Source organism: Nocardia sp. NPDC052566 (assembly GCF_044547285.1).
GTDB lineage: Bacteria > Actinomycetota > Actinomycetes > Mycobacteriales > Mycobacteriaceae > Nocardia.
Genome location: NZ_JBIUAF010000004.1, coordinates 1,065,321 through 1,080,465 on the forward strand (window position 1 = coordinate 1,065,321; position 15,145 = coordinate 1,080,465).

Genomic DNA, 15,145 nt, shown 5'->3' on the forward strand with positions numbered 1-15,145 from the left:
TGCTCGTGGCTACGGTGGGCGCACGAGCTCTGTCCAGCTCACTCCGTATGCCGCGCCGGTACTTGCCGGCGCCGTTCGCTTGGGCTCTCGCGCTTGGTTCTGGCCTCGCCAGGGTTTGGCGGGGCACTCGGCCCGGGTCCACGGCCAGGGCGGAGCGTGGGGTACGCCATGGCTTTTCGCTGCGCTCGCTCACTGTGCGGGTGGTGCTCTTCAAGGGCATCGGTGACCTGATTCCGCTGTACGCGCTGTACTCCCTGCTGTTCGCCGAGCACGGACTCGGCACCGGGCAGATCACCTCGCTGTTCGCGATCTGGTCGGCGACCGCGTTCCTGCTCGAGGTGCCCTCCGGCGCCTGGGCGGATACGGTGTCGCGCCGCGCCCTGCTCATCCTCAGCGGCATCCTGCTCACCGCCGGATTCGCCCTGTGGACGCTGGTGCCGACCTACCTCGGCTTCGCGGCGGGCTTCATCCTGTGGGGCACCTCCGGCGCCTTGGTATCCGGCACCTTCGAGGCCCTGCTGTACGACGAGCTCACCGCCCGCGGCGAAGCCTCGGCCTATCCACGCATCCTCGGCTACACCCGTGCCGCTTCGGAATCCGCCGTCGTCCTCGGCATCGTCGCCGCCACACCCCTGTACCTCTGGGGCGGCTACGCCGTGATCGGCTGGTCCAGCGTCGCCTTCGCGGCCGTGCACACACTGATCACGTTCTCCCTGCCGAGCGCACCGAAGTCGGTATCCGCAGCGGACATCGACGATCTGGAAGACGAAGCGGGCGAGGATGATCCGCTCCGGTCGACTCCGCGCTTATCGAACGGAGCGGAAATCGAACCTCCCGCGGACGGTTCGACGAAGACCGCACCTGTTCCCGCCGATGTCGTCCTCGCGATGGCCCGAGCAGGTGTCACCGGAGCCGGCCTTGGTGCGGCGGCGCGTAATTCGGGCGACCCGGTGGACGGCCATGCACTGGCGGGTGACGGTGTGGCGGTGAGTGGTTGCGTCGCCTCATGTTGCGCCACGTCGATGGGCGCTTCGGCCACAACGGGCTCCGCGGTGGCGAGCGAGCTCGCGGTGTCAGTGCATTCGGTGGTGGATCGGCCGTTCGCGCGGTATCTGACGATGCTGAAGTCCGGTGTCGGGGAGGCGGTTCGGGTGCGGGCGGTGCGTAATGGTGTGCTGCTCGGTGCCTTGCTGTTCGGGGTTACCGCGTTCGACGAGTATTTCGCGCTGCTTGCTCAGGAGGTCGGTGTTTCGACGGCGGTGGTGCCGTTGCTGGTCGGTGTCACCGTGCTCGGGTCGCTGATCGGATCGGTGCTTGCCGGGCAGACGGAGGGGATGTCGGGGCGGACCATGGGTGTCGCGGTGGGGCTTGGCGGCGTGTTGTTCCTCGGTGGTGCGATGGTCGCGGGGCTGGCGCTGCGGTCGCCGGGTGCCGTGTATGTGCTTGCGGGGGTTGGCTTCACCGCGATCGGCATCTCGTACGGCATCGTCTACAACGCCGGTGTGGTGGCGGGTGCTCGGTTGCAGGATGCGATCGAGGGACCGGCGCGTGCGACGGTTACTTCGGTATCCGGGCTGCTCGGTGAGGTGGTGTCGTTCGGCGTGTTCGGCTTTGCCGCGCTGGCGACGGCGTGGTGGTCGATGTCGACGACCGTCGCGATGTTCGGAGTGATGATGGTGGCGATCGCGGTGGTCACGCCGTCGTGGTTGCCGCAGCGGGAACAGGAGTGAGCGCTACTGGGCGGATAGCGGGAGAGCGCTGGCTGGGCGGGGGAGAGGGAACGCTGCTGGACGGACACAAATCGCGGTTGAGTGGCAGATTCTGCCGCGAAGAGGCGAAAAGTGTCCGCCTAGCAGCGCCCAGTATTGCAACCAGCCCCACCAGCGTCACGTGCAGCGCACACCAGCGTCGTGTGCAGCGCACACCAGCGTCGCGTGCAACGACCACCGCACACTTCACCCCAGTGACACCCCGACCAAATGCTCCGCCGTCAACAGGAATTGGTCGGTCGACCGCTCGATCAGCTCGTGGCGGCTGATCGTCAGCATGCCCGACAACCAGCTGTTCGTCGTCTCCCACAGCCCGCCGAGCAGGTGTATCGCGGCGAATTCGGCGCGGTCACCGGCATTTTCGACGAGTTCGGCGCCGACCTCGGCGGCGCACGCGGCCATCATGATGTCCGCGAACGAGCGCATCACCTCGGCTCTTCGCATGAGCAGCGCCGGATTCAGCTGTGCCTCGACCGTGACGATGCGCGCTTTGCGCGGGTCATCCGCGATCAAGTCGACCGCTGCCGCGATGGCCGCCCTGGTTTTGGCGCGAATGTCCGCGTCGGTCGTCACGAACGCCTCGACCACGGCCTGGCCGATCTCGTCGACGATGCGGTCGAACAGTTCGCTGAAGACGGTGCCGAGGTCGGTGTAGCTCTCGTAGTAGTAGCGCTCGGACAGCTTGGCCTGCGCGCACAGGCCGGAGACGGTCAGCTTGGCGAATCCGGTGCTGCCGATGATCTCGAGCGCGGCGTCCAGTAGTGCGGCGCGGCGGCGCGCCCGGCGCTGCTCGACCGGCACGCCACCGTAGGAGCGCGAGGTAGTACTCATTGCCCATCATTCTGGCATACATCCTTGCCAGATATTCGATTCTGTGGGACGGTCTTGTCAGAATGCTCGATCGGCTGCGGTCGAGCGCTGCGCGACCACTGCCCCGAGCTGATTGGTGGAATGCAATGACGCATGACAACCAGGCATTTCTGCCCACACCGCCGCTGTTCACCGAGTTCCCGTTCCGCTATGCGGTGCCCATGCTCGCGCCCGGCGACCTGCGCTGCACGGCTGAACAGCGCGACTCGTTCCGCCGGTTCACCGAGGTCGGCGATCCGCTCGCCGACGACGTGGTGGCGATGATCAAGCGCTTGCCGGTGGGCGCGGGCCGCAGGATGTTCGAAACCGCGGTGGAACACGGCATCGACGCGGTGCCGGACGCACCGGGGGAACTGCTCGCGTTCTTCGAACAGGTCGAATCGGAGCCCTACTGGCTCGACCGCGCCAAACTGGATCGCGGCGCCCGCGTTGTCGAGCGGACCGGCGTGTGGGGCGGTATCGCGATGGGCATGTTCGCGCTGATGGGCGGCTACCTCGCCTCGCGCGCGGACAAGACACTGGTCAGCACCGGCGACCTGGACGCGATGGCACCGCGCCGGCTCGCGGAGACCACTCAGTGGTGGCTGGATGTCACCACACCCGGTGGGCTGGCACGCAATTCGGTCGGCTACAAGAGCGCGCTGCGGGTGCGCCTGATGCACGCGCTCGTCCGCTCCGGCATGAACAACCGGCCCGATTGGGATTACGCCGCGTGGGACCATCCGGTGAACCAGGTGCTCACCGTCGGCACGCTCGGGTTGTTCTCGATGGCGAATCTCGTTGGCGCCCAGGCACTCGGCCTGCGCTTCTCCGCGAAGGAGAAGGACGCGGTGTTCCAGCTCTGGCGCTACGTCGGCTTCCTGCTCGGTGTCGACGCCGAAATCCTGCCCACCTGCGAAACCGACACCTGGCGCGCCTACTGGATTCTGGCCGACACCGAATTCATCCCGGACGAGGATTCCCGGCGCCTGGCCCAGGCTTTGGTGCCGGCCGCCGGCGGGCTGTTCATCGACGACGACACCGCGCCCAAGCGGGCGGTGCGCGCGGTCATCACCCAGTACATGGTCGCCTACAGCCGAATCATGCTCGGGCCGACCAACTCCGACTTCCTCGGCCTGCCCGACCGCAAACTCTTCCAGGGTGCGGTGCTTGCCACCGCGGCCGCCAACGCCGCCCTCGAACTCCCGCGCCGAATCATCCCCGGCGCCACCCGCTTCCAGGAACGCCTCGGCGCCCAGATCCGCGCCCGCCTGGTCCGCGGCTCCATCGCCCGCAACGGCGGCGACCGCACCTACGCCCGCCACGACACCTACGCCACCCCGCCCACCACCCTCCGCGCCGTCTGACGATCGTCGAGTGCGGGCACACCACCTGCCACATCTCCACTGGCGAGGTAGTCCGGGCATAACCGGTGTGCGGTGCTGGAACGCAGCGCGTGAGGTGCGTGGTTGTTGTGGGTAGCGTGCCGGGGGTGCATGGACAGATGCGGGTCGGGTTGGGGTTCGGGTTCTGCATCGGGGCCGGTGTGGCAGTGCAGGGGCGGATCAATGGGGCGCTCGGGGCTCGGCTGCACGATGGGATAGCGGCGGCGGTGATCAGCTTCGGGGTGGGATTTCTGGTGCTGATGGTGGCGCTGGCGAGTAGTGGCCGACTACGGGCCGGGGTGGTGCGGGCCCGCCGGGCGGTCGCGGCGGGTGAGCTGCGATGGTGGCAGTTGCTCGGTGGGTTGTGCGGGGCGTATTTCGTTGCCTGTCAGGGGCTTACGGTGGCGGCGATCGGGGTCACCGCCTTCACCGTCGCGGTGGTCGCCGGTCAGTTGGTGAGCAGTCTGCTGGTGGATCGGCTCGGGCTCGCGCCGAGTGGCCGAACCCCGGTGACGGCGTTGCGGCTGGCCGGGGCCGTGCTCGGAATTCTGGCGGTATCCCTCGCCGCGGCAGGGCGTTCCGGTGCGGCGGCAGGAGCGTTGGCGGTACCCGAGGCGCTGCGTGGTGCGCCAACCGCGCTCTTGATCGCGCTGCCCGCGCTGGCCGGTATCGGACTGGCTTGGCAGCAGGCGGTCAACGGCCGCGTAGGCGGAGCAGGCGGCCCGTTCACCGCGACGCTGGTCAACTTCGGCATCGGACTGCTCGCGCTGCTGGCGATCGAATCGGCGGTGCTGGCGCGAACCGGTTGGCCCGCCGAATTCCCCACCGCGCCTGGACTGTACCTCGGCGGCATCATCGGCATCGTGTTCATCGCGCTCGCCGCCGTGACGGTCCGATGGATCGGTGTCCTGTTGCTCGGCCTCACCTCGGTCGCGGGCCAGTTGATCGCCGCACTGGTACTCGACATCGCGACCCCAACGGGCAGCGGGCTTTCCGCATTCGCCGTCGTCGGCTGCGCACTGACCTCGGTGGCCGTCGTAGTCGCGGCAAAGGGGCGTCAATCCTGACGCCACGCCGGGCGTCGCCCGCTCGGCAACGCGGCGCACCCGAATCCGACCACGCGCTGATACCGCGATCGACCATTCCTGGGTGTGTCGGCAACCGCGGTACCAGGCGAGGGAAGCCGACGCCGTTGTCTCGCCGCCCCCTTCGCGGCGAGACCGAACGTGGCTCCGCCCCAGCAGTATTGGCTACCCTGGACCCGAGTAACAGGAGGCACTTTTATGGCTGCTGCACACACCGGGGTAACTCACCAGGAAGCACCCGATGCCACCGCCGATCCCTGTGGCGGCGATCACTGTGGCATCAGGGAGGTGCTCGATCGGCTCGGCGACCGCTGGAGCCTGCTGATCCTGGTCGTCCTGTCCTCGGGTCCCCATCGCTTCCGCGAGATCCAGCGCGCCATCCCTGAGATCTCCCAGCGCATGCTCACCGTCACCACCCGAAACCTGCTCCGCGACGGCCTGATCAGCCGCACCGTCTACCCCACCGCCCCACCCCAGGTCGAATACGCCCTCACCGACATCGGCCACAGTCTCTCCGCCCCTTTGGTCACCCTCATCGACTGGTCCCGCGAAAACCACGACGCCATCGTCCTGGCCCGTAAATCCTTCGACGCCGACCAGCACGCCTGACCGACCCAGCTCGAGGACGCTCGGCACCTCGGTGTAGGCAAGTAGCGGCTCGGTCGGCACGCTTTTCCGCTCGGAGTCGAACAGGTCGAGCCGTGTGGGGTCGGGGTGTCGAGTTCGCTGTCTCGCCGGTGGCCGTGGCGGAGCCGAGTGCCTGCGTTGCTATCCGAAATGCATTCCGGCGATCCATATTTCGGGACCGCAGGGGTGTGGGATGGTGCGGGGATGCTGATCGGATACGGGGTGTGGATTTCGCGGCTGGTGGTGAGTGTCGTGTTCGGTCTCTCGGCGTGGGGAAAGCTGAGGGATCGGGCGGGGGCGCGGGCGGCGGTCGCCGATTTCGGGGTGCCGTTGCGGTGGGCGCCGACGGTGGCGGTGGGGCTGCCGGTGGCGGAGGGGGTGCTCGCGGTGACCGTGCTGCCACCGTGGACGGCGGCGGGGGCGGGGGTGCTGGCCGCGCTGCTGCTCACGGTGTTCACGGTGGCGATCGGCCGGTTGCTGGCGCAGGGGCGTCGTCCCGCCTGTTCGTGTTTCGGGTCGTCGAGTGCGACGCCGATCGGGGCGCGCACGCTGGTGCGCAACGGTGTGCTGCTGGCGCTTGCCGTGCTTGTCGTGGTGGGTGCGTTCGCGCGGCCACGGGTGCCTGCCGGGTTGCCCGCCGACAATGTGGTCGGCCTGGTGATCGTGGCCGTGCTGGTCGCGCTGCTGGCGTGGGCGATCGGTGCGATCGGAGCGCTGCACCGTCGGCTGGACGCGCAGGTGCTGTCCACCCTTGGCGCGGAAGGGCTTCCGGTCGGCGCGGTGGCGCCGGAGTTCGAGCTGATCGATGTCGACGGCGGCCGGTCCGGTTTGGAATCCCTACTGGTGCAAGGCAAACAGGTGCTTCTGGTATTCGTGCACGTCGGCTGCGAAATGTGTGCGGCCCTGGCGCGCGAGCTGCCGCGATGGCATACCCGTACCGAGCAGGCGCTGACCATCGTGGTGCTCGGCAACGGGGATCCGGCCGAATATGCCGTGTGGGGGCGCGATCAGGGGCTCACCGATATTCCGGTACTCGTGCAGCAGGGTAACGAAGCGGCGCTGCGGTATCGGATCCGTGGTACGCCGTCGGCGGTGTTGATCGACGCCGAGGGGCGGGTCGCCGCACCGGTCGCCCGCGGCGCGATGGCCACTCGGGAACTGATAGTTCAAGCGAAAAGTACTGGGCGGCAGCGATTGAACGGACAGAGCAAGGTTTCGGTACGCGAGTCCCAGTGAGCTCCGGACCACCGGCCGTTTTGTCCGGACAATACAGGCCGGTTCTGTAATTATGTTGCCGCGCAATCGATTTCGCCGAAAATGCGCCGGCGATAGTAGTTACCATCGAATGGCAAGGCTCCATCGCCCGACCATCATCGAGGTGAAAATCATGGCGGACTTCGCTTTCACGGATTACTCCGGCAAGGAATTCGTTTTCCGGCTGCACAACGAGCAGCGGATTGCCGAAGCGCGGCGCATCCTCTCCGGCGAGGAAACGATGTCGACCCATGTGATGGGACGTATTCGCAAACAGCAGGCCGATTACAACCCTGGCTGGAGCTTCCATCTCGACCCGGACACGATCACCTTCTTCACGGTGGCGATCGAAGTCTGTGACGCGAGCATCACCTACACCGAAGACCACCTGGACGAGGCATGCGGTCCCTTCCTGCCCGGATGCTTCTGGTGTCCCTGGTCCTCGAGGCTGACCAGAGAGGTTTCCGCCTGATTGCGGGGCCGCTCCCCGGAGTCCGGCCGGATCTCGGTGCGCCCCGGCCGGACTCCACCGGTTCAGCTCAATTTGCGCGAGCGCAATTCGTGGCCCTTGGAGGTCTTGCAGCGCCCCGATTCCAGGTCCCACTGCCAGCCGTGCAGATTACAGGTGAGCGTATTGCCGTCGACCACACCGAATTTCGACAGGTCCGCCTTCAAATGCGGGCACCGCCGCTGCACTTCCCAGCCGGCCAGTTCGGTGGACGCGGAATCGTCGTGCGCCTCGGCGAACCAGCCGTCGGCATAGGCGATCCGCTCGTCGGTGAGGCATTTGAAGAAGGTGTAGAGGAATTCGTTGTAGCCGCCGATGCGCCACGCCTGGAAGCGGGTGGACAGGAAGATGGTGTTCACCCAGTCGGGTTCGTTGTCGCGCAGCACGGTGCGCACGAGTTCGGGCGCGATACGGAAGCCGTAGCGGTACTTGCCTTCTCCGTCTATCGGTCCGCGCACCACGCGCTTGGGGAAGTCGAGCACCACGGTCTCGTCGCCGATCACCAGGCCGACCGGGTAACCGATGCCGTCGCAGATCAGATCGCTCTGCGCCATGATCGGTTCGAACAGCGCCTTCAGCGGCGCCAGCAGCGGCTCATCGCCTTCGGAAGGCCAAGCCCAGGAAGCCTTTTCGGCCGCGAGCACGGGCGCGAGGCGCTGGGCCATCAGCTCGATGTACTCGGCCTTGTTGTCGTAGATCAGGCCGGGTTCGAAGGGGTGGGTCAGCTCGAGTTCCGCGCCGCGCACATCGGCGACCGAACCCGGGATCATCAGGATCCCGCCCTCGTTGCCGTGGATCCGCATCTGGTCGAGGAAGACCATCTGGTCCGGGAAGATGTTGCCCTCGTCGCCGCGATCGTCGTTGAGGTAGCGCAGCTCGTCGTCGAGGAACACCGGCGGGCCGGCCGACGGCACCACCCAGGTCGCGCCGACCTGTTCGATGTAGCTGCGGCACCGGTCCATGCCGCGCTGACGCTTCTGCTTGCCGAAGTTGGACTTGGTGCGCGATGGGATGTCGTAGACCATCGGGTACCAGATCGCGCCCGAGTACTGCAGCAGGTGGATATCGATGTGGCCGAACGCGTCGTGCAGCACATCCATATCGACAGGGCGGGCGTCGTTCATGTTGAAACAGGTGGTCTGGCCGTCCGAGACAACCAGCCCGGAGTCGCCGATCGGACCGTCGGCGGGCGCGCGCAGCGCGATGATCATGATGTCGATATCGCCGCCGGGGCCGGTCACGGTGTGCTTGACCGAATCCTCGGTCTCGAAGAACTTGTGGAAGCCGAGCGCCTCCAGTTCACGCTTCAGATCCGGGACCGGGTAGTCCGGCAGCAGGACGGTCGCGTCCTTGTTGACGTGCTCGGCCAGGTTCTTCGCGTCGAAGTGGTCGCGGTGCAGGTGCGAGACGTACAGGAAGTCGCAATTGCCCAGCTCGTCCCAGTCCAGCTGGGTGTTGTCCGGAAACGGGAACCATGATCCGAAGTAGGCGGGGTTGACCCAGGGATCGCAAAGGATCGACCCGGCCGCGGTGCGGATGTGGAACCCTGCGTGTCCGACGCTGGTGATCTGCACGAGCTGTTGCCTCCTGACCGTTACCAGCCATCCAGGGTAGTGGTTAGGGCGAGACGTCGCCGATGCAGTAGCCGTCTGCGCCCTCGGTGAGGGTGAAGGTGCGGGTCTGGGTCACCCCGGAGGAGTTGGTGACCGGGACGAGCACGCTGAGGTAGTCCTGGCGCAGCTGTTCCGAACGGATCTCCTGATCGGCGAATTTGGTGACGCCGGTCAGCTTGCCCGGGTTGTTCGCCAGTGGTGCGGGGATCGGCTTGCCGCTGCCGGTGGGATCCCAAGAGGCCGGGCTCGCCTTGCAGACCAGCGGGTAGGTGCCTTCCTTGTCGCTCGGGTCGAGCGGTGTGCCGACGAAACGGGACAGATAGCGCCGCACGGTGTGCCTGGCGTCGGCGTCGTTGTAGCCGGGCTCGGTGCCGGTCGGGAACACCCGGGGGCAGGCGTAACCGGTCTTGATCGCGTCCGGGTCGGCGGTGACCGTCGTGGTCCGGCTCTTCCAGGTGACGGTGTCCGCGGTGGCGACGCCGGGCTGGGCCAGCGCGGTCAGGATCGCCTGCTTGTTGTCGTACATCTCGGCGACATTGCGCGGCGCCATGGTCCAGCATTCGGCCTGCAGGCCGGCGATCGAATCGGCCTCCAGATCCGCGGCCCAGCGGCGCAGCGCCTGCGCCGCGGCGGGCAGACCCGGTACCTCGCCGACCGGTGGCGCGTCCGCGGGCGGTGCGGCGACGGTCGAGGTGCTCGCCGTGGTCGGAATCGCGGCGGCCGGTGTGGTGTGCGCGGCGGGGGTCGCGCGCTGCTCGTCGCCCGGTATGCCGACCGCGGCATCGCAGCCCGCAAGCAGCAGCGTCGTCGCGAGCCCGCCGACGACGACGCCCGCCGCCCGATACCGAGTTGACTTCCGGTCGCGTTCAAGCGATTCCGGTCGGGCGCGTTCCACTTCGACGATCCTCTTCCGTAGATGTGCGTGCGGCCGCTCGGGCTGGTGTCGGCGGCGTCCGCTGGACCCTACGTGTTCTTCGTCGCGCGCGCCGGACGTATTCCATCGGCGGCGTTTCGGCGCGCGGGGGATGGCCGACGCTGCCGGATGAGACAGTCTGCGACTACGCTAGCGGAATTGTGGAACCCGTCTACCGGACGATCATCGGGCTGGCCCGTACCGTCTTCTTCGTCGAAGGTCTGAAGTTCACCGTCAAGGGCGATGAACATATCCCCGCGCGGGGTGGCGCCGTGCTCGCGGTCAACCACACCGGTTACATGGACTTCACCTATGCGGGCCTGCCGGTGCGCACCCCCAAGCGCTACATCAGGTTCATGGCCAAGAAGGAGGTCTTCGACGACAAGATCTCCGGCCCGATCATGCGGGCGCTCAAGCACATTCCGGTCGACCGCGGGGCGGGCGCCGACTCGTACAAGGCCGCGGTGGAATACCTGCGCCGCGGCGAGCTGGTCGGGGTGTATCCCGAGGCGACGATCAGCCGCAGCTTCGAGATCAAGGACTTCAAGTCCGGCGCGGCCCGCATGGCGATCGAAGCGGACGTGCCGATCATCCCGATCGTCATCTGGGGTGCGCAGCGCGTGTGGACCAAGGGGTTCCCGAAACGCCTCGGCCGCACCAACACTCCGATCTCCATCGCCGTCGGCGAGCCCATCCAGCCGTACGAGCCCGCCGCCGAACTGACCGAGCAGCTGCGCGGCGTCATGCAGGAAATGCTGCTCGACCTGCAGCAGGACTACGCACACGAACCGGGCGCCTACTGGGTGCCCGCCCGCCTCGGCGGCAGTGCCCCCACACTGGAGGAGGCCGACGCGCTCGACGCCGCCGAGGCCGAGGAGAAGGCCGCACGCAAGGCCGCCAAGGAAGCGCAGCAGTAGGTTCGGAGCACGGATGGCGCGACGGGAACCGGTTTTCGACATACTCACCGGGCTGGTGCGCACCGTGTTCTGGGCGCAGGGCCTGCGGATCGATATCGCGGGCCAGGAAGGGATTCCGCGCACCGGCGGCGCGGTGCTCGCGGTGAACCACACCGCCTACCTGGATTTCATGGAGGTCGGGCTGGTCGGGCGGCGTTCGCACCGCAACGTCCGATACATGATGAAGGCCGAACTCGAGCACGGCGTCGTCGGCTTTCTGATGAAGCACTGCAAGGCGATCGGGGTCGACCGTACGCACGGCTCCGAGTCCTACGGGCGCGCGGTCGACGCGTTGCGCGCGGGCGAACTGGTCGTGGTGTATCCGGAGGCGACGATCAGTCGCAGCTTCGAGCTGAAGGAATTCAAATCCGGCGCGGCGCGGATGGCGATCGCGGCGGACGTGCCGATCATTCCGCTGGCCATCTGGGGCGCACACCGCGTTTGGACGAAGGACATCCCGAAACAGCTGGGCCGCCACCGGTTTCCGATCAATATCAGGATCGGTGCGCCGATCCCGCCCGCCGAAACGGTCGACGAGCTGACCGCCACACTGCGGCACGACCTCGGTGCGCTACTCGATGCGGCACAACGGGATTACCCGATGGTCGAGGGTGCGCGCTGGGTACCCGCCCGGCTCGGCGGCACCGCGCCGACGCTCGAGCAGGCGAAGGTGCTCGAACAGGAGGAGATGGCGCGCAGGCGGGCGAAGGCGCAGTCGCGGGACAACCGACGGTAACCATCGCCGCAGACAGGCGAAGCCGAATTCGGGGGCGACCGCTGTGGTGCAGCGAAGACGTCCGCCGCAGCAGGCGGCAAGAGTCGAGGACGACTGGCGGCGGTTGAGGTGGCTGGGCAACTGCGCCGAGCTCACGGACGGCTGATGGCCTGGCAGGGGGTGGCGGTGGGCAGGTGCCCGCGGAAGAAGCTGGCAGGGGGTACGCCCATCAAGGCGCGGAAGTCCGCGGACATGTGTGATTGGTCGTAGTAACCGTTGCGGGACGCGACCTCGGCGAACGAGCTGGGACGCTGATCGTCTGAGTCAGTGGACGATTGGGCCCATGGCGTGTTGGCAAGGACGTGGCGGACGCGGTCGATGCGGGCGTAGTGCTTGGGGGATACGCCGACACCGATGGTGAACAGGTTGCGTAGCTGGCGTTCGCTGACCGCGAGGGTGTTGGCCAGCTGATGCACCGGAGTCGGTGCGCCCGAGGCGATCTCGGTGATCGCCGAATGCAGCAGCGTGCGGTGGGCGCGCTGGGTGGGATCCTCGGTGAGCCGTTGCGGCAGCGTGTTTTCCAGGTACGGCAGGATTTCGTCGGGCGCGAGCTCGGACAGGTCGTCCGCCAGATCGGCGGCGACACCGGGCAGGTCGGCGAGGCGGAACGCACGGTCCGCCAGGTCGGCGGCGGATACGCCGAGCAGCGGGCGGGTCGCGCCGGGTGCGAGGCGCAGCCGGACACACGCGGCGGGTTTGTCGGCTTTCGAATACGAGGCGCGGGTCTGCGGCCCGAGCACGAGCGCATCCCGCCGCCCGGACTGCTCACTGCGCAGCACGATCGTGGTCACCGCGGTCGGCACATGCGCGAACGGCTCCGACACATCGTGCACCGTCCCGATATGCCCGAGCTCGGTGATCCACGGCCGCAGCGATTCCGGCGGCGCCACGACCGTCTCGATCCGCTCCGCCGTCCTGACCGCCGCCCGCTCCACAGTGCCCACCACCCCCACTGTAGATCCTCACCCGCCACCAAGTCCGTGCCGAAATTTCCTAGCGCCGCAGGTCGTAGCCATGTGGACCGCGATGCAGACCAGCGACCCCACCCAGCGCCAACCCCTTTCGCCGAGCGCAGTCGAATGGCCGTGCGACACGCCGCAACCGACGGCCATTTGACTGCGCTCGACCTTGGGCTGGCTCCGGAAAGTCGGGCTCGGTGATCGACAGCGTGCCAGCGATGTTCGTGACCTCGACTTGCCGCGGGACGGCGCATGCTGCGCCGCGGGCGCATGCGAGTTGTCCGGCGCGGGTGTGCGCGAACAACTGCGGTGGGCATTCGATGCCGGTGCGAGTGTGCCGAAATTTCCTATAGGTGCCGGGTGGGTAGGCGGGATGGTGGTGGGCATGATCGTGATTACCGGTGCTACGGGCACCATCGGCAGTGAAATCGTGCGGCAGTTGGCGGGGCGCGGGGAGCAGGTTCGGGCGGTCGCTCGCGATCCGAAGCGGGCGCAGGTGCCCGCGGGGGTCGAGGTGGTGCGTGGGGATTACACCGACCTCGCATCGATGGCGGCGGCGATGGTCGGCGCCGAGGCGGTGTTCGTGGTCGGCGTGCTCGGGCCGGACTTCGTCGAGATCGATCGGGCCTTGATCGAGACGGCGCGCGATGCCGGGGTGCGGCGGATCGTGAAGCTTTCGGCGATCGGCACCGGGGAGCCGGCGCTCGGCCGGGTCGGGACGTGGCATTTGCCCGGTGAGCAGGCGGTGCGGGACAGCGGGGTCGAGTGGACGATCCTGCGGCCGAGCACTTTTGCGTCGAACACGCTTGTTTGGGGTGACGCCTTGCGCGCCGGGCAGCCGGTGCCGAATATGACCGGGCAGGGGCAGCAGGGGGTGATCGATCCTCGCGACGTGTCCGCCGTGGCGGTCGAGGCACTGCTCTCGGCCGAGCATGCGGGCCGGATCTACACGCTCACCGGGCCGGAGTTGCTCACCGGTGCCGATCAGGCCGCGGCGTTGGCTCGGGTGCTCGATCGGCCGGTCGAGGTCGTCGATGTCCCGGATACGGCGGCTCGTGCGCAGATGGAGTCGATGGGCATGTCGCCGGAGTTCGTCGATGGCGCGCTGGCCGGTCAGGCTTACGTCCGCGCGGGCGGCAATGCCGTACTCACCGACGACGTCCGCCGGGTACTCGGCCGTGCGCCGCGCGGCTACGCGGAGTGGGCCGCCGACCATGTCGCCGCCTTCGGCGCCGCCGACCAGGCCCGCGAGGGCAAGGTCACGCTGGCCTAGTCGGCGGCACTCTGCTGCGCGGACACTTTCGGCCGTCACCTGCCCCGATCCGGGGCGAACAGGTCGAAGGTGTCCGCCTGGCAGAGGTAGCCCGGCAGCCGCCCCAACCACCGGATTTTCGGAATCGGCTGCTGGTCGGCTACAGTTTTCAAGCACGATGACGCAGGCAGCGTCAGCGGCACGCGGATGTAGCGCAGTGGTAGCGCATCACCTTGCCAAGGTGAGGGTCGCGGGTTCAAATCCCGTCATCCGCTCTCTTATCCGGCCAGGTCCGGGATCCACTATCCCGGACCTGCCCAGGTCTACCAGCGGTTCTCAGTGAATCCGCGCGAATCCGCGTCGACCAGGCCCATCCTGTGGCTCCCGCGATCGGCAAATACGCATCCACCTCGGCAGGCTCGCAGGTCAGCCACCGCATCCGCTGGATTATGCGAAGCCGTAAGGGGTTTCGACGATGGTCACGCTGATGCCGAGCAACGGGTCCGCGAGCGAAACGATGTCAACCGTGGCGTACGTCCCCATGAACTTCGACAAGCCCCTGCACATCGGAGACTCTGTCCTGATCCGGGCATCCTCGCACGGTGCACACAAGGGGCTGCCAGCAGTCGATCTTCGTGTCGTCAAGGTGGAGGAACAGGGGGAGTTCGTGCTGTGTAGGTTCAGGCGGGCATCGGAGACCGCGCATTACCCGGCGGTCCCGCGGCTCGGCTATCAACAGTCGAAGCAGCGAGCGAGATCGAAACCGAAGAGGACCAGGAAGGCGGCACTGTGAGAGGCCGTGCCGCCGATCTTGCCCGGCTTCCGGACACGCGACCGGCTCTATTGATACGCCGGAATCTGGATCGCCCGACCGGCGGCCTCGGCGCATAACCGGGTGCTGATCGCGTCGACGAGGACGCGGCACAGGCGCACCGTGTCGAGCACGTCGAGGATTTCGTCGTCGGTCAGCTTTTCCGTGGGGTAGTACAGCAGGTCGTTGACGGCGTTGGACAGTCGATGGGCGTAGAGCAGCTCCCGAGTCTCATTCGAACGCATGTTCTAACTTTACTAGAGCGGCAGTGCTCCGGGAAGGGTTGCGCTACGCGTTTCGCGGCGCGTCTCGAAGCGTGCGGTGCGTGTCACGGCCGGTCGGCTGGGCGCGGTACGGCACGGCGGCGAGCAAGCAGGCCGCAATGTGCT

General features: G+C 67.4%; 15 protein-coding genes and 1 tRNA gene. 11 read left to right on the plus strand and 5 right to left on the minus strand.

Annotated elements, in window-relative coordinates:
- The first annotated feature begins 200 nt into the window (after positions 1 to 200).
- On the plus strand, positions 201 to 1,730 hold the full coding sequence (locus tag ACIG5A_RS24825) for an MFS transporter (protein WP_397243846.1): 1,530 nt from the start codon (positions 201 to 203) through the stop codon (positions 1,728 to 1,730).
- Between the two features lie 225 nt (positions 1,731 to 1,955).
- Here the strand turns inward: ACIG5A_RS24825 and ACIG5A_RS24830 are convergent, their stop codons facing one another.
- A complete protein-coding gene (locus ACIG5A_RS24830) occupies positions 1,956 to 2,600 on the minus strand; it encodes a TetR/AcrR family transcriptional regulator (protein WP_397243848.1) in 645 nt (214 codons plus the stop codon).
- Between the two features lie 125 nt (positions 2,601 to 2,725).
- On the opposite strand from ACIG5A_RS24830, the gene ACIG5A_RS24835 reads away from it, so the two are divergent.
- The 5 genes from ACIG5A_RS24835 (at position 2,726) to ACIG5A_RS24855 (ending at position 7,441) form a co-directional block, all read left to right on the plus strand.
- Positions 2,726 to 3,985 carry an oxygenase MpaB family protein gene (locus tag ACIG5A_RS24835; protein WP_397243850.1) on the plus strand — a complete coding sequence of 420 codons (1,260 nt, stop codon included), beginning with the start codon at positions 2,726 to 2,728 and terminating at the stop codon, positions 3,983 to 3,985.
- A 125-nt stretch (positions 3,986 to 4,110) separates the two neighbouring features.
- A complete protein-coding gene (locus ACIG5A_RS24840) occupies positions 4,111 to 5,070 on the plus strand; it encodes a DMT family transporter (RefSeq protein WP_397243852.1) in 960 nt (319 codons plus the stop codon).
- Positions 5,071 to 5,286: 216 nt separating this feature from the next.
- On the plus strand, positions 5,287 to 5,697 hold the full coding sequence (locus ACIG5A_RS24845; RefSeq protein ID WP_397243854.1) for a winged helix-turn-helix transcriptional regulator: 411 nt from the start codon (positions 5,287 to 5,289) through the stop codon (positions 5,695 to 5,697).
- A gap of 222 nt (positions 5,698 to 5,919) precedes the next feature.
- Complete coding sequence (locus ACIG5A_RS24850) at positions 5,920 to 6,951, plus strand: TlpA family protein disulfide reductase (protein WP_397243856.1); 1,032 nt, start codon at positions 5,920 to 5,922, stop codon at positions 6,949 to 6,951.
- A gap of 151 nt (positions 6,952 to 7,102) precedes the next feature.
- Positions 7,103 to 7,441, plus strand: coding sequence for a calmodulin (locus tag ACIG5A_RS24855; RefSeq protein WP_397243858.1), 339 nt, complete (start codon positions 7,103 to 7,105; stop codon positions 7,439 to 7,441).
- 62 nt (positions 7,442 to 7,503) lie between these two features.
- On the opposite strand, the gene ACIG5A_RS24860 is transcribed toward ACIG5A_RS24855, so the two are convergent.
- Positions 7,504 to 9,051, minus strand: coding sequence for a Rieske 2Fe-2S domain-containing protein (locus ACIG5A_RS24860; protein WP_397243860.1), 1,548 nt, complete (start codon positions 9,049 to 9,051; stop codon positions 7,504 to 7,506).
- A gap of 43 nt (positions 9,052 to 9,094) precedes the next feature.
- The gene (locus ACIG5A_RS24865; protein ID WP_397243862.1) at positions 9,095 to 9,985 is read right to left on the minus strand and encodes a hypothetical protein; all 891 of its coding nucleotides are present in this window, start codon (positions 9,983 to 9,985) and stop codon (positions 9,095 to 9,097) included.
- Positions 9,986 to 10,164: 179 nt separating this feature from the next.
- On the opposite strand from ACIG5A_RS24865, the gene ACIG5A_RS24870 reads away from it, so the two are divergent.
- Together ACIG5A_RS24870 and ACIG5A_RS24875 are read left to right on the plus strand one after the other, a co-directional pair.
- On the plus strand, positions 10,165 to 10,920 hold the full coding sequence (locus ACIG5A_RS24870; RefSeq protein ID WP_397243864.1) for a lysophospholipid acyltransferase family protein: 756 nt from the start codon (positions 10,165 to 10,167) through the stop codon (positions 10,918 to 10,920).
- Positions 10,921 to 10,933: 13 nt separating this feature from the next.
- Positions 10,934 to 11,695, plus strand: a complete 762-nt coding sequence (locus ACIG5A_RS24875) for a lysophospholipid acyltransferase family protein (RefSeq protein ID WP_397243866.1) — start codon at positions 10,934 to 10,936, stop codon at positions 11,693 to 11,695.
- 131 nt (positions 11,696 to 11,826) lie between these two features.
- On the opposite strand, the gene ACIG5A_RS24880 is transcribed toward ACIG5A_RS24875, so the two are convergent.
- Entirely contained in the window at positions 11,827 to 12,678 is an 852-nt protein-coding gene (locus tag ACIG5A_RS24880) for a helix-turn-helix domain-containing protein (protein WP_397243868.1), read from the minus strand.
- 400 nt (positions 12,679 to 13,078) lie between these two features.
- Between ACIG5A_RS24880 and ACIG5A_RS24885 the strand changes: the two genes are divergently transcribed.
- From ACIG5A_RS24885 to ACIG5A_RS24895, 3 genes are all read left to right on the plus strand, one after another.
- Positions 13,079 to 13,966: an NAD(P)H-binding protein gene (locus ACIG5A_RS24885; protein WP_397243870.1), complete on the plus strand. Its 888-nt coding sequence runs from the start codon at positions 13,079 to 13,081 to the stop codon at positions 13,964 to 13,966.
- Positions 13,967 to 14,148: 182 nt separating this feature from the next.
- Positions 14,149 to 14,220, plus strand: a tRNA-Gly gene (locus ACIG5A_RS24890).
- A gap of 200 nt (positions 14,221 to 14,420) precedes the next feature.
- Positions 14,421 to 14,738, plus strand: a complete 318-nt coding sequence (locus ACIG5A_RS24895; RefSeq protein WP_397243872.1) for a hypothetical protein — start codon at positions 14,421 to 14,423, stop codon at positions 14,736 to 14,738.
- 47 nt (positions 14,739 to 14,785) lie between these two features.
- Here ACIG5A_RS24895 and ACIG5A_RS24900 read toward each other — a convergent pair whose 3' ends face one another.
- Positions 14,786 to 15,001 carry a hypothetical protein gene (locus tag ACIG5A_RS24900; protein ID WP_397243874.1) on the minus strand — a complete coding sequence of 72 codons (216 nt, stop codon included), beginning with the start codon at positions 14,999 to 15,001 and terminating at the stop codon, positions 14,786 to 14,788.
- Positions 15,002 to 15,145: the final 144 nt, after the last annotated feature.

Bases quoted from the DNA above. Each gene is read 5' to 3' on its own strand.
- ACIG5A_RS24855 (WP_397243858.1), top strand. From the start codon at position 7,103: ATGGCGGACTTCGCTTTCACGGATTACTCCGGCAAGGAATTCGTTTTC.
- ACIG5A_RS24850 (WP_397243856.1), top strand. From the start codon at position 5,920: ATGCTGATCGGATACGGGGTGTGGATTTCGCGGCTGGTGGTGAGTGTC.
- ACIG5A_RS24895 (WP_397243872.1), top strand. From the start codon at position 14,421: ATGGTCACGCTGATGCCGAGCAACGGGTCCGCGAGCGAAACGATGTCA.
- ACIG5A_RS24900 (WP_397243874.1), bottom strand. From the start codon at position 15,001: ATGCGTTCGAATGAGACTCGGGAGCTGCTCTACGCCCATCGACTGTCC.
- ACIG5A_RS24885 (WP_397243870.1), top strand. From the start codon at position 13,079: ATGATCGTGATTACCGGTGCTACGGGCACCATCGGCAGTGAAATCGTG.
- ACIG5A_RS24835 (WP_397243850.1), top strand. From the start codon at position 2,726: ATGACGCATGACAACCAGGCATTTCTGCCCACACCGCCGCTGTTCACC.
- ACIG5A_RS24845 (WP_397243854.1), top strand. From the start codon at position 5,287: ATGGCTGCTGCACACACCGGGGTAACTCACCAGGAAGCACCCGATGCC.
- ACIG5A_RS24875 (WP_397243866.1), top strand. From the start codon at position 10,934: ATGGCGCGACGGGAACCGGTTTTCGACATACTCACCGGGCTGGTGCGC.
- ACIG5A_RS24830 (WP_397243848.1), bottom strand. From the start codon at position 2,600: ATGAGTACTACCTCGCGCTCCTACGGTGGCGTGCCGGTCGAGCAGCGC.